Origin of the sequence: Exiguobacterium sp. s26, assembly GCF_018618235.1 — a bacterium.
GTDB lineage: Bacteria > Bacillota > Bacilli > Exiguobacteriales > Exiguobacteriaceae > Exiguobacterium > Exiguobacterium chiriqhucha.
In genome coordinates, this window is sequence record NZ_JACSLS010000002.1 from 99,416 (window position 1) to 114,090 (window position 14,675).

11 protein-coding genes are annotated in these 14,675 nt (G+C 52.5%); all 11 read right to left on the reverse strand.

Features of this window, described 5'->3' with window-relative positions; genetic code table 11:
* Window positions 1-8: 8 nt before the first annotated feature.
* On the reverse strand, window positions 9-2,243 hold the full coding sequence (gene infB / locus KNP82_RS02945; protein ID WP_021067160.1) for a translation initiation factor IF-2: 2,235 nt from the start codon (window positions 2,241-2,243) through the stop codon (window positions 9-11).
* 21 nt (window positions 2,244-2,264) lie between these two features.
* A complete protein-coding gene (locus tag KNP82_RS02950; RefSeq protein ID WP_029595683.1) occupies window positions 2,265-2,561 on the reverse strand; it encodes a YlxQ family RNA-binding protein in 297 nt (98 codons plus the stop codon).
* Window positions 2,558-2,836 (reverse strand): RNase P modulator RnpM, encoded by a 279-nt coding sequence (rnpM, locus tag KNP82_RS02955; protein WP_165569410.1) that lies wholly within the window; start codon window positions 2,834-2,836, stop codon window positions 2,558-2,560. The genes KNP82_RS02950 and rnpM overlap by 4 nt, the downstream gene beginning before the upstream one ends.
* Window positions 2,833-3,999: a transcription termination factor NusA gene (nusA, locus tag KNP82_RS02960; RefSeq protein ID WP_029595684.1), complete on the reverse strand. Its 1,167-nt coding sequence runs from the start codon at window positions 3,997-3,999 to the stop codon at window positions 2,833-2,835. The genes rnpM and nusA overlap by 4 nt, the downstream gene beginning before the upstream one ends.
* Window positions 4,000-4,011: 12 nt before the next feature.
* Entirely contained in the window at window positions 4,012-4,482 is a 471-nt protein-coding gene (gene rimP, locus KNP82_RS02965) for a ribosome maturation factor RimP (RefSeq protein ID WP_021067156.1), read from the reverse strand.
* Between the two features lie 119 nt (window positions 4,483-4,601).
* Window positions 4,602-8,894, reverse strand: coding sequence for a PolC-type DNA polymerase III (locus KNP82_RS02970; RefSeq protein ID WP_214826987.1), 4,293 nt, complete (start codon window positions 8,892-8,894; stop codon window positions 4,602-4,604).
* Window positions 8,895-8,969: 75 nt separating this feature from the next.
* A complete protein-coding gene (locus tag KNP82_RS02975; RefSeq protein WP_029595686.1) occupies window positions 8,970-10,670 on the reverse strand; it encodes a proline--tRNA ligase in 1,701 nt (566 codons plus the stop codon).
* 40 nt (window positions 10,671-10,710) lie between these two features.
* Window positions 10,711-11,961: an RIP metalloprotease RseP gene (rseP, locus tag KNP82_RS02980; protein ID WP_029595687.1), complete on the reverse strand. Its 1,251-nt coding sequence runs from the start codon at window positions 11,959-11,961 to the stop codon at window positions 10,711-10,713.
* Between the two features lie 16 nt (window positions 11,962-11,977).
* Window positions 11,978-13,123 carry a 1-deoxy-D-xylulose-5-phosphate reductoisomerase gene (gene dxr / locus KNP82_RS02985; RefSeq protein WP_029595688.1) on the reverse strand — a complete coding sequence of 382 codons (1,146 nt, stop codon included), beginning with the start codon at window positions 13,121-13,123 and terminating at the stop codon, window positions 11,978-11,980.
* Window positions 13,124-13,138: 15 nt separating this feature from the next.
* Window positions 13,139-13,936 carry a phosphatidate cytidylyltransferase gene (locus tag KNP82_RS02990; RefSeq protein ID WP_029595689.1) on the reverse strand — a complete coding sequence of 266 codons (798 nt, stop codon included), beginning with the start codon at window positions 13,934-13,936 and terminating at the stop codon, window positions 13,139-13,141.
* Window position 13,937: 1 nt separating this feature from the next.
* Complete coding sequence (locus KNP82_RS02995; protein ID WP_021067150.1) at window positions 13,938-14,675, reverse strand: undecaprenyl pyrophosphate synthase; 738 nt, start codon at window positions 14,673-14,675, stop codon at window positions 13,938-13,940.

Consider the following 14,675-nt stretch of genomic DNA (forward strand, 5'->3'; position numbering starts at 1 on the left):
TCCTCGCTTTATTTACGTTCGACTTCTTTCATGATGAACGCTTCAATAACGTCCTCCACTTTGATGTCGTCGAACTTCTCTACTTTAATCCCACACTCGTAACCTGTCGCGACTTCTTTGACGTCGTCTTTGAAACGGCGAAGCGTATCGAGTTTTCCTTCGTACACAACAATCCCGTTACGGATGATGCGGACGCCGGCGTCGCGTGAGATTTTACCTTCTGTGACGTAACAGCCGGCAATCGTACCGACTTTCGAGACTTTAAAGACGTCACGGACTTCAACTTGTCCTGTGATTTCTTCAACGAACTCAGGGTCGAGCATCCCTTTCATCGCGCTTTCGATTTCATCGATTGCGTTATAGATGATGCGGTGCAGACGCATTTCAACATGCTCTTGCTCGGCCATCGACCGGGCGTTACCATCTGGGCGAACGTTGAATCCGATGATGATCGCATTTGCCGCCGAAGCGAGAATGACGTCACCTTCTGTGATTGCACCGACACCTTGGTGGACGATGTTGATTTTAACGCCTGCGACGTCGATTTTACGGAGTGAACCAGCGAGTGCTTCAGCCGAACCTTGAACGTCTGCTTTGATGATGACGTTCAAATCTTTGACTTCGCCTTCTTGAATGCGGCTGAACAAGTCATCAAGACTAACTTTAGCCGATTCGCGACGCTGTGATTCGAGGTAACGTTGGTAACGTTTTTCTCCGATTGCACGTGCTTTCTTCTCATCTTCAAACACGATGAACTGGTCACCCGCTTGTGGGACATCGTTCAATCCTGTAATTTCGATTGGCGTCGATGGACCGACTTCTTTCACACGACGACCGATATCGTTGACCATGGCCCGGACGCGTCCGAACGTGCTACCGACGACGATTGAGTCACCGATCCGGAGTGTCCCGTGTTGAACGAGAAGCGTGGCGACAGGACCGCGGCCTTTGTCGAGCTTCGCTTCGATGACCGAACCGCGAGCTGGCATTTTAGGCGTCGACTTGTACTCTTCGACTTCAGAAACGAGCAAGATCATCTCGAGCAACTCATCGATTCCTTCGTCTTTCAAAGCTGAGATCGGTACGAAAATCGTTTCGCCGCCCCACTCTTCCGGTACAAGACCGAACTCTGTCAATTCTTGTTTGACGCGGTCAGGGTTTGCGCCTTCTTTATCCATTTTGTTCACAGCGACGATAATCGGCACGTTTGCCGCTTTCGCATGTGAGATGGCTTCTTCTGTCTGTGGCATGACGCCGTCATCCGCTGCGACAACGATAATCGCGATATCCGTCACTTCGGCTCCACGAGCACGCATCGTCGTAAAGGCGGCGTGACCTGGTGTATCGAGGAACGTGATCTTTTTATCGTTGACTTCAACTTGATAAGCACCGATGTGCTGCGTGATTCCGCCGGCTTCACCAGCAACGACTTTCGTGTTGCGGATCGAGTCAAGGAGTGTTGTCTTACCGTGGTCGACGTGACCCATGATTGTGACGACAGCTGGACGCTCAACAAGCTCATACTCAGAGAAGTCGATTTCTACTTCTTCAAAGTCCGTCTCATCGATGAGTACTTCTTTCTCAACTTCATAACCGAATTCAGTTGCAAGCAACTCAATCGTCTCGTCATCAAGTGTTTGGTTGATTGTCGCCATGACACCAAGACCCATCAACTTCATGATGATCTCGTTTGGCTTTTTATCCATCTTCGCAGCGAGGTCCGATACGCTGAGTACATCATCGTACTTGATGACGTTGCCCATTTCAGACTCTTGCGCTAAACGAGCTGCTTTACGCTGACTCGTTTTCGAATTTGGATCCGCTTCTAATGGCACGGCTGCTTTTGCAGGCTTGCCTTTGAATTTACCACCGCGCTTTTTGTTGCGGTTGTCATTGCGGTTGTTGCCGAAACGGTTGCCACCACGGTTGCCCGCTTGGTTGCTTTGACCGCCAGACGCTTGTGGGCGTGCTTTCGGTGCTTCTTGCTTGGCAGCAGGTTTCGCGTCAGCCGGTTTTGACTCGGCAGACTTCGTTTCAGCTGGTTTCGTTGCAGCTGGCTTTTCTTGCTTGTCAGCCGAACGGTATTTCTCAGGATTGAAGACACGGTCGAGTTGCTTGACCGACTCCTCATCTAAGACAGCCATGTGGTTTTTTACTGGCTTGTTCATTTTCTCGAGCTGAGTAATGACTTGTTTACTTGTTACATTCTGTTCTTTTGCAAATTCATAGACGCGTTTTCCCAAAGCATCCACCTCCGTTAATAGTTAAGAGAGAAGTTGCTTAAGCTTGTTCGCAAATCCGGATTCTGTCACAGACACGACGACTCGCATGTCTTTACCTAAAGCAGCCCCGATTGTATATCGGTCGCTCACTTCAATCAATGGAACACCATACGATGTACACTTGTCGGTAACCCGTTTTCTCGTAGACGCTCCTGCATCTCCGGCAAGGATGACAAGCTTGGCTCGGCCAGTTCGTACATCCTTCAACACAAACTCTTCTCCCATCGTTACTTTCCTCGCACGTGCGGCAAGGCCTAACAATGATTCCCACTGACTCATGATTCGGCTCCTGTGACAGCTTGAAGCAGCTGCTCATAAAGCGCGTCACTCGTCTTGACTTTTAAATGATGATCGAGTGTCCGTTTTTTCTCTGCTAAACGAATCACATCCGCATCTTTCGACAAATACGCTCCACGTCCGTTCAATTTACCGGACGTATCGATGACGACGTCACCTTCCGGCGTCCGAACGACACGAATCAACGCTTGTTTCGGTAACATTTCTTGCGTGACCACACATTTGCGCAAAGGAAGTTTCTTTTGCTTCATGGTCATTCCTCTTCTTTCACCGTTGTCGGCTCGAGGGCGACGTCAACCGAGTCAGTCTGTTCCACTTCATTGTGAACAATTTCTGGCTCCGGTTCAACTTTTTCGGCGTACGTATCATACAAGTCCATGCTTTCTGCATCGGTCTCGCTCTTAATATCGATTTTCCATCCCGTCAACTTAGCGGCAAGACGGGCGTTTTGACCGCGTTTCCCGATGGCGAGTGACAATTGATAGTCTGGCACAACGACCGTCGTCGATTTATTCGGTTCATTGACGTACACGTCAACGACTTGAGCCGGGCTGAGTGCGTTTTTCACGAACTCTTTCGGGTCGTTCGACCAACGTACGATATCGATTTTCTCACCGTTGAGCTCATCGACGATTGTTTGGACACGTTGCCCTTTCGGACCGACACAAGCGCCGACTGGATCGACGATGTCTGAATGAACAGCAATCTTCGAGCGATCACCCGCTTCGCGTGAGACCGACATGACGTCGACCGTTCCGCTCGCGATTTCTGGCACTTCGAGCTCGAACAGACGACGCAACAGACCTGGATGCGTCCGCGAGACTTGAATGGCTGCGCCAGACCCTTTCGTCGTCGAATCGACTTTTGTGACATACACCTTGATGCGGTCATGAATCTGGTACGATTCATTTGGCATCTGCTCGTTCGGTGTGAGCACCGCTTCGATATTGTTTTCAAGACCGATATACAAGTTGCGTGGGTCGAACCGTTCCACAATCCCCGTCATGATCTCGTCTTCTTTATCGACGAAGTGGTTATAGATGCGCTCGCGCTCGGCTTCCCGCATCTTTTGCGTGACGACTTGTTTGGCTGTCATCGCTGCGACGCGACCGAAGTCGCTCGGTGTGACTTCTTCTTTATGGAAGTCCCCTAACTCATAGTTCGGGTCAATCTCATGCGCTTCTTCGAGCGACAATTGTTGCTCGGGATGCGAGAGACGTTCAACGACTTCGAGAAGTGCGAAGACACGAATATCACCGGTCACTTGGTCGAATTCAACTTTTACGTTTTCATTCGGGTTGGCGACGTTTCGGCGGTATGCCGAAATGAGCGCCTGCTCAAGTGCATCGATGATAATCTCCTTCTCGATTCCTTTTTCGTTAGCAATCTGTTCGATTGTTGTGAGTAATTGTGGCCCCATCTTTACCTCTCCTTAACTAAACGTGACCGCTAGGCGGGCTTGTGCAATTTTGTCTACCGGTAGCGATATCGCTTTTTTTCTTGTCTTGATGCGTGTCTCGACGATGGCGGTCTCGCCGTCATATTCCGTCAAAATCCCTTCGAACTCTTTGGCACCTTCAATCGGGGCAAACGTCTTGATATAGACGTTCTTTCCAATTGCGCGTTCAAAGTCGGTCGGCTTCTTCAGCGGTCGTTCGGCACCGGGACTCGAGACGTCAAGATAATAGGCTTGTTCGATCGGATCGCTATCGTTTAGTTTTTCCGAGAGTTGTTCGTTGATGTTGACGCAATCATCTAAATCGACGCCCCCCGGCTTGTCGATATAGACGCGCAAGAACCAGTCTGGCCCTTCTTTCACGAATTCGACATCGACCAATTCCATGTTCTCACGCTCCACGATCGGCAACGCGATCGCTTCGACGACTTCTGTTATTTTGGACACTCTCATCCCTCCTTCTGGCTTTTACATACAAGAAAGGAGTAGGGTTCCCTACTCCTTTCCGTCGTAGTATCCAACATTGTTCGATACCAATATATCATATTTTCCCGGTTTTTCGCAACTTACACCCCAAAATCAAAGAACGAGAGTTGGTTCTCATCCGGGAGGCCTTCGAGACATTTCATCGTATCGAGCGTCTCGACGATCGTCTTCGACAACTTGGCCCGTTTGCGCAAGTCTTCTTTCGATAAAAACTGTCCTTCGGCACGTGCATCGACAATCGCTTTCGCCGCGTTCGTACCGAGACCATCGACGGCATTGAACGGCGGAATGAGCGTGTTCCCTTCAATCAAGAACTCGGTCGCGCTCGAACGGTACAAATCGATGTTCTGGAACTTCATGCCGCGCTCTAACATCTCGAGTGCGAGCTCGAGCACGGTGTGGAGGCCTTTGTCTTTCGCCGTGGCTTCAAATCCTTTTTCACGGATATCCGACATCGCTTTACGCACGGCCTGTGACCCTTTGATCATCGCCGACAAATCGAAGTCGCCGGCCCGGACCGTGAAGTACGTCGCGTAATACAGAATCGGATGATGCACTTTGAAGTAGGCAATCCGGACGGCCATGAGCACGTACGCCGTGGCGTGCGCTTTCGGGAACATATACTTGATCTTCTTACAAGACGAGATGTACCATTCCGGAACATCGTTGGCCCGCATCTCCGTCTCCATGTCTTCCGACAAGCCTTTCCCTTTCCGTACCGACTCCATGATTTTGAAGGCAAATGACGGTTCGAGGCCCGCATAAATCAAGTAGACCATGATGTCATCACGACACCCGATGACGTCTTTCAATTCACACGTCCCGTTATAGATGAGTTCGTTCGCGTTCCCAATCCAGACATCTGTCCCGTGAGACAGTCCCGAAATTTGAACGAGTTCGGAGAACGTCGACGGTTTCGTCTCTTCGAGCATCTGCCGGACGAACTTCGTCCCGAACTCTGGAATCCCTAGCGTACCCGTCTTCGATTCGATTTGTTCCGGCGTGACACCGAGTACTTCCGGCGACGAAAAGATTTTCATGACCGTCGGATCGTCCGTCGGAATCGTCTTCGGATCGATACCGGACAAGTCTTGGAGCATCCGGATGGCGGTCGGATCATCGTGACCGAGAATATCGAGTTTGAGCAAGTTGTCGTGAATCGAGTGGAAGTCGAAGTGGGTCGTCTTCCATTCGGACGACTTATCATCGGCCGGATATTGGATCGGCGAAATTTCGGCGATGTCCATATAATCTGGGACGACGATAATCCCCCCCGGGTGTTGCCCGGACGTCCGTTTGACGCCGGTGACACCCGAGACGAGACGGTCGACCTCGGCATTCCGATAAATCTTATCGTTCTCGGTCGCATAGCCTTTCACGTATCCGTACGCCGTCTTATCGGCAATCGTCCCAATTGTACCGGCACGATACACATACTCTTCACCGAACAACACTTTCGTGTAAGCGTGGGCGTGTGGTTGATATTCACCCGAGAAGTTCAAATCGATATCCGGTACTTTGTCCCCTTTGAAACCAAGGAACGTCTCGAACGGGATATCGTGCCCGTCCTTCGTATACCAAGTCCCACACTCCGGACATTGCTTGTCGGGAAGGTCATACCCGGACCCGACCGATCCGTCGTCGAAGAAGTGGGAATGTTGACACTTCGGACAGACGTAATGCGGTGGCAGCGGATTGACTTCGGTGATTTCGGTCATCGTCGCAACGAAACTCGATCCAACCGAACCACGTGACCCAACGAGATAGCCGTCATCGAGCGATTTCTTCACGAGTTTATGCGAGATTAAATAAATGACCGCAAACCCGTGACCGATAATCGACTTCAACTCTTTCTCGAGCCGAGCTTCGACGATTTCAGGCAGTTGTTCTCCATAAATCGAGCGGGCCATATCATAACTCATATTCCGGACTTCATCGTCGGCCCCTTCAATCTTCGGCGTATACAAGTCGTCCGGGATGATTTGAATCGACTCGATTTGATCGGCAATCGCGTTCGGGTTCGTGATGACGATCTCGCGGGCGAGCTCGTCCCCGAGGAATTTGAAGTCTTCCATCATCTCTTTCGTCGTGCGGAAATGGGCATGCGGGAGTTCTTTCCGCGTGTTGATGTAGTTGGCGCCACCTTGCGTCCGAATCAAAATCTCCCGATACGAACGGTCCGTCCGGTCGAGATAGTGGACGTTGCCGGTCGCACAGACCGGCAGTCCGGCCTGACCTGCGACGCGAATGATCCGTTTGATGATTTCACGCAACTCAAGTTCGTTGGCGACAATTTCTTTATCGATGAGATGCATATAGAGCGCCGGCGGATGAATCTCGATGAAATCGTAAAACGCCATCATCTTCTCAAGCTCTTCGTCCGATTTGTTCAGAGCAGCATCGAAAATCTCGCCATTGTCGCACGCCGAACCGATCAAGAGGCCCTCACGACGCTTGATAATCTCCGAGCGAGGCATGCGTGCCATGCGGAACAAGTAGTCGATGTGCGACAAGGAAATCAGTTCGTATAAGTTCCGGAGTCCCGGTTTTTTCGTTTTCGCATAAATCGTCGCATGGAACGGACGAATCTTCGAGACGTCGCTCCCGACTTTCGCGTTCAGCGAGCGATGCGTTTCCATCTCAAACATCTGTTTGGCGAGTTCGAGCAGCTTCATGAGCAAATAAGCCGTCGCCTCGGCATCATAGATGGCGCGGTGATGTTGCGTCAACTCGATATCGAATCGCTTCGCGAGCGTGTTGAGACGGTGGTTCTTGAGCGTCGGTAAAATCGTCCGGGCGAGCTCGAGCGTGTCGATGACCGGATAGTCATCCGGCTCGTGCCCACCGCTCCGGAGCGTCGCTTCAAGGAAGCCCATATCGAATGATGCGTTATGGGCGACGAGAATGCCGTCCCCGCACCAATCGACGAACTGCTTGGCGATGACTTCCGGGTCGGGCTGGCCATGGACCATGTCATCGGTGATACCCGTCAGTTCAATCGTCGTGGCCGAGAGCGGATGTTTCGGATCGGCGAACGCCTCGAAGCGGTCGATAATCTCTCCGTCCTTGATTTTGACACCCGCGAGCTCGATGATTTTATTGTAGACGGCCGAAAGCCCCGTCGTCTCGACGTCGAAGACGACGTACGTCGCATCGTCGAGCGGGACGTCGGTCGGATGATAGGCGACGGGTACGCCGTCATTGACGACGTTCGCCTCGACCCCGAACAGCACTTTAATGTCATTCTTTTTCCCGGCGTAATAGGCTTCTGGGAACGACTGGACTCCGGCATGGTCCGTGATGGCGATGGCACGGTGGCCCCATTTCGCCGCTCGTGCGACGATTGCCGATACGTTTGTGACCGCGTCCATCTGGCTCATCTGCGTGTGCGCGTGCAGTTCGACCCGCTTTTCACCGGCCCATTCGTCCCGGACCGGTTCGACTTTCACTTCTTGCAGTTGTGACGCCATCATGCACAGTTCGCGCATGAAGCTGTCATCCTCGACCCGACCGGCTGCTTGAATCCACATGCCTTTTTTGACAGCACTGAGCATACGGTCATCGTCGTCATCGCGCGCGAACACTTTGACGATGAGTGAATCGGTATAGTCCGTCATCTTGAACGTGAACAGTTTCTTCCCGCTCTTCAATTCTTTCCGTTCGGCCGAGAAGACGAGGCCACGGATGGCGACGCGTCGTTCTTCTTCGATAATCGTCTTGATTGGGACAATCTCGTCTTTAATCAAAGCGCCCATCCGCACTTCAGTGACCGGCTCATCGTTCGTCTCGGTCGACTTGGCGAACTGCGCCGCGAGTGCGAGCTTCGCCTGTTCCAAATCTTCTTGGACGACTTGTTCGCGCAACGCTTGGTTCGCTTCTTCATTTTCTGAGAACTGCGCTTGGCATGGTTTTTTCATAAAGCCATAGGCGCTGTAGAGCGCCTGGACTTCTTGGCATAACTCTTTGTCGACATAGTTCGCCTCAGGGGCCGAGCGCACCGGGATGAGCAATTTGTTCTGCTCGAAGCGCGGTGCGACCGATGCGAAATAACTGCGCATCGCGCCTGACACTTGGCTCAATTCACTGACGATTCGGGGCCAATAGTCGATATAGTCCTGTTCGCCCCCACCTGACGTCGTCGTGAACCGAGCGTACACCTCGTCCGCGAACGTCGCATAGCGACTCTCGAGCCGGCTCATGAATAGTTGATACACCTCATACGGCAACACGTGTTGCAATTGGAAATAAAACGTCCATGTCCGGCGTTGCTTGTTGACGACGAGTCGTGACAGCTCCGCTCCGTCGAATTGATCCGTTTCGGTCGTGATGCCGAGGTCACCCAAGAGCAATTGCATTTTTTGATTAGCTTCCACGGGTAAGAAGTCCCCCCTTTTATCATTCAATGTCGAAAAATGAAGGTGACGGCAAGAAACCGTCACCTTCATCGATCATTTGGCTTCGTTCAGTTGCGTCGTGATGACACGTGGCAACTCATCGACTGTCGTCTCGAGGACTTCGCCAGTGGCACGTACTTTCACTTCGACGATTCCTTCGCTCGCTTTTTTCCCGACGTTGATACGAATCGGAAGACCGATCAAATCAGCATCGGCAAACTTGACGCCAGCCCGTTCTTTACGGTCATCATACAACACATCGTACGTCGATGACAGCTCATCGTATAAACGGTTCGCGAGTTCGACTTGCGCCTCGTCTTTCGTGTTGATGGCAATCAAGTGCACATCGAACGGAGCGACGCTCTTCGGCCAGACGATCCCGCGATCGTCATGATGTTGCTCGATGACGGCCGACAATGTCCGCGAGACGCCGATGCCGTAACAGCCCATGATGAGAGGTTCGGCCCGACCTTCTTCGTTCAAGAACGTCGCGCCCATCGCTTCTGAATAGCGTGTGCCGAGCTTGAACACTTGTCCGACTTCAATCCCGCGGGCGAAGCGGACCGGACCCGACTCGTCAGGTGCCATGTCGCCTTCGACGACGAAACGGAGGTCGTGATACGTCAAATGCGACAAGTCGCGTTCGGCGTTGACGTGCGTATAATGGGTGTTCGCCTCGTTGGCGCCACATACCGCGTCGACCAAATATTTGACGGCGTAATCAGCCACGACTTTGACCGGTGAATGAATCGGTCCGAGCGTGCCCGGTTCACAGCCGAACAAGTCGATAATCGTCGCTTCTTCTTCCATTTGGATGTCGAGTCCACCGAGAGCGTTCTTCACTTTGACGTCGTTTGCCTCGTGATCACCTCGAACGATGGCCATGACCGTCTCGCCATCGATGTTGAAGAGGACCGACTTGATCGTCGTCTTCGGATCGACGTTCAAGAAACGCGCCACATCTTCAATCGTCTTATTGTCTTTCGTGTCGACCTTGTCGAGTGCGAGCACGTCGGCCGCTTGCATGTCATAGCGGTCGAGCGTTTCAGCCATCTCGATGTTCGCCGCATAAGTTGATGAATCCGTATATACGATCGTATCTTCACCGATTTCGGCGAGCGCTTGGAACTCGTGTGTATCTTTCCCGCCGATGGCACCTGAATCAGCTACGACCGGACGATATTTCAAGCCGATGCGGTCAAAGATGCGTGAATAGGCGTTATACATATTCGTATACTCTTCGTCCAAGTCGTCTTGCGTCGCATGGAACGAGTACGAGTCTTTCATCAAGAACTCACGACCCCGGAGCAATCCGAAGCGCGGACGACGTTCGTCGCGATACTTCGTTTGAATCTGATACAAGTTGACCGGTAACTTTTTATACGAGTTGAGTTCATCGCGCACGATTGACGTGATGAGTTCCTCATGGGTCGCACCGAGTGCGAAACGACGGTCATGACGGTCCGTCAATCGCATCAATTCTGGACCGTAAATGCCCCAGCGTCCCGTCTCTTCCCATAGTTCGGCCGGTTGAATCGCTGGCATGAGCAACTCTTGCGCTCCGGCCCGATTCATCTCTTCGCGGATAATCGTTTGGATATTGTGCAATACGCGATGGCCGAGCGGGAGATATGAATAAATCCCAGCGGCGTTTTGGCGCATGAAGCCCCCACGGACGAGAAGCTGATGGCTGATGGCTTCCGCATCGGCCGGTACTTCTCGTAATGTAGGCATGAACAGTCTCGATTGTTTCATAGGTATCAACGTTTCCCTTCTGTAACTCGATTAGATCTTATTATTTAAAGAATGACTGGATATCATTCCAGGTGACAATCAACATGAGCAGCATGAGCAAAGCGAAACCGATAAAGTGGACGAATCCTTCCTTTTTCGGATCAATCGGTCGTCCGCGCACCGCTTCGAACAAGAGGAAGATGAGTCGTCCCCCATCGAGCGCCGGGAGCGGCAACAAGTTGAAAATGGCCAAGTTGACGGATAGAAGTGCCGTCCAGTTAAGGAGCATGATGAATCCGCTCGCTGCCACTTCGTCGGTCATGCGGACGATCCCGACCGGACCGGCCAACTGATCGACGCCGACCTGACCCGTCACCAAGTCACCGACCGCGGAGAAGATGAGCGTCGACATCGTCCACGTCGTCTCGGCCCCGGTTGTAAAGGCTTTGGCCGGTGAACGTTCGAGCGCGTTCGTCACGCCTAAAATTCCGACCGTCTCCCCATTTTGTTCGACCGCTTGCGGCGTAATCGTCACCGTTTGCTCGACGTCGTCACGAATATACGTCACTTCGGTCGGTGTGTCGGCACGATCGGCCAATACCGTCCGCAAATCGAGCCAGTTGTCGATCGGTTGACCCTCGATCGAGACGATCTCGTCGCCTGCGACGAGCCCGGCTTGATCGGCGGCCGAGTCCGGTTGGACCGTACCGATTTGACCATCGTCCGTCGGTGTCCCTTGGACGAGACCGACGATGACGAGGAGGAGGAAGGCAAGGACGAAGTTCATCGCCGGACCGGCTGCAATCGCAAGCACCCGTTTCCAGACAGACTGGGCTCCGAACGTGCGGTCGTAAGGCGCGATTTGAATCTCCATGCCTTGGTCGACGAGAAGCGTGTCCCGCTCGAGCGAATAGACACGGACCTCATCATCGACGAGCAGTTGTACTTTCAATTCGCGGACCGAGTCAAACTTGTCGACCGTCCCGACGACATGAACGTCTTGGGCCTGGTCCGGTTGGAAATAGACGCGATCGACCGTCCCAGCACTCGTCAGACGCAATCCGACGTGTTGCCCGGCCTTCACTTCGATCGGCTCAAAATCTTCCCCGGCCATTTTGACATAACCGCCGATTGGCAATAGTCGAATCGTATACAGCGTCTCATTTTTTCGGAATGAGAGGATTTTCGGTCCAAACCCGATTGCAAATTCATGACAGAGAATCCCTGCCCGTTTCGCCATGACGAGGTGTCCCCATTCATGAACCGAAATGAGTACTCCAAACATCAAAACGATGGCGATAAAAGTCGTCATTGTCTATTCCCCACCTTCACTTTCCTTGCTGAATTTGTTCTCGAACCGCTCGGTCGATTTGAAGAATCTCCTCGAGCGTCGGTTCTGCAATTACCGTATGTGTCTCCATCGCTTGCTCGACGATGCGTTCGATATCGAGGAATGCAATCTCCCCGTTCAAGAACAGCTCGACGGCCGCCTCGTTGGCCGCATTGAGCACGGTCGGCATCGAACCGCCGGCACGCCCGGCCTCATAAGCGAGGCGTAACGCCGGATAACGTGTTAAATCGGCTTCCGCGAAGTGTAGCGTCCCGATTTCTCTCAAGTTTAACCGCTTGTTCCCTTCGATTTCAAGACGTTTCGGGGCTGATAGCGCATAGAGAATCGGGCCTCGCATATCGGGGTTGCCGAGCTGCGCCATGACAGCGGCATCTTTGAATTCGACCATCGAGTGGATGATCGACTCGCGATGGAGCACTACTTCAATATCATTATAATCGATATCGAACAACCAGTGCGCTTCGATGACTTCGAGTCCTTTATTGAACATCGTCGCCGAATCGATTGTGATTTTGGCACCCATCGACCAATTCGGATGCGCGAGCGCCTCTGCGACCGTAACCCCTTCAAGCTCTTCTCGCGACTTGTCACGGAAACTTCCGCCTGAGGCCGTCAAGATGATTTTCGAGACGTCGTCGCGACGTTCGCCGTTCAAGCATTGATAGATGGCCGAATGTTCACTGTCGACCGGGAGCAGGCTGACGCCATGCTTTTTGACGGCTGCGGTGACGAGATGCCCTGCCGTGACGAGCGTCTCTTTGTTCGCAAGCGCGATGTCTTTCCCCGCTTCGATGGCGGCAAGGGTCGGTTCAAGCCCGACGGCCCCGACGACTGCCGTCACGACGACATCGGCCCGTTCAGCGGTCGCACATGCAATCAACCCTTCCAGTCCGATGAAAAAGAGTGGTTCATATGTAAGGCGTGACTTGAGCTGTTCGAGTACCTCGATATTTTTAGCGGATACGTATTTTGGCCGTAGGCGATTGATCCATTCTTCCGCCACGTCTACGTTCGTTCCGAACGCATATGCCTCAAGTTCAAACAAGTCGGGGTGCTGTTCGATGACGTCGCATGTTTGTACGCCAATCGATCCAGTCGCCCCGATTAAGCTGATTCGCTTCATCTTGACACTCCTCTTTTATAACAAATTAAATACCCAAATGACGGTGAATACCACGATCATACTATCAAACCGGTCTAAAATCCCACCGTGTCCCGGTAACAGATGACCGGAATCTTTCACATTATATTGACGCTTGTATGCTGATTGTACCAAATCACCGAGTTGACCGACGACTGATACGACGACCGCGAGCACCAATACTTCGAGAATCGGTAACACCGGCTCGATGAGTACGTAGACGATGCCGAGGACGATCGCCGACACGATGCCGCCGATCGCACCTTCAATTGTCTTATTCGGGCTGATAGACGGCCATAGTTTCGTCTTTCCGATTGCTTTCCCTGTGAAATAGGCTCCAGAATCGGTCGCCCAAATCATGAACAAGACGAGCAACACTTTGACGAGCCCGTCTTCTGACAAGCGGACGAGTGCGAAACTCGAGAACCCGATGACGAGATAGACGGCAGAGACGAAATAAAAGCTCGCATCTTCGTACGTGAACCGGTTTTTCGTGACGACCGTCCAGAACAAGAGGAGCATTAAACCGAGCACCATCCATTGCGTCGTCGACATCGGCAGTTCCTCGAGGACGAGCCGACGCTCGAGCAACATCAAGATGAACGGGAACGCCACGAGAAGTGACGTCACGAGAAACGGGAACGCCATCAATTTATGATTGCGCATCAACGTAAACTCGCTCAATCCGATTAAGGCGAGCACGCCCATCAAGATGACGAACGGGCTACCGCCTAAGGCAATCAACGTGACAAATATGGCGCCGGCCCAGAGACCGGTAATGATTCGTGTTTTCATGTCACACCCCGCCAAACCGGCGAGTCCGCGCATTGTACGCTTCAATCGCCTCGACGAAGTGATCCCGTTTGAACTCAGGCCACAACACGTCCGTGAAATGTAGTTCAGCGTAAGCCCCTTGCCAGAGCAAGAAGTTCGAGAGGCGCTGTTCCCCACTCGTGCGGATAATCAAATCAACGTCTTGCATGTTCGTCATGAGACGCTCACCAATCATGACGTCATCGATCTCGTCCGGTTGGATCGTACCGTGCGCCACATCACTCGCGATTTGTTTCATCGCTTGAACGAGTTCATCACGTCCGCCATAGTTGAGCGCAAAGACGAGATCGAGCCCCGTATTCGTCGCCGTCCGTGTCCGTGCCTCATCGACCGCTTCTCGCGTCCCGCGTGGCAGTTTTGTCACATCGCCTGCGACGAGCACGCGAACGTTCTGTTCATCCAATTCTTTTAAATCCGTCTCTAAAAATTGCTTCGGCAATTTCATCAAGAAGTTGACTTCTTCTTCAGGACGCGTCCAGTTCTCCGTCGAGAACGCATACAGCGTCAATGAACGGATGCCGAGTTCTTGGGCGGTGCGCACCGCTTCCCGGACCGACTTCATCCCTTCCCGGTGACCCATGATGCGAGGGAGCCCACGCTTCTTCGCCCAACGGCCGTTGCCGTCCATGATGATGGCGACGTGTTCGGGAATGCTCAGTTCCGCCTCGGTTTTTGTTTTAGGATTCACCCATTTAAACAT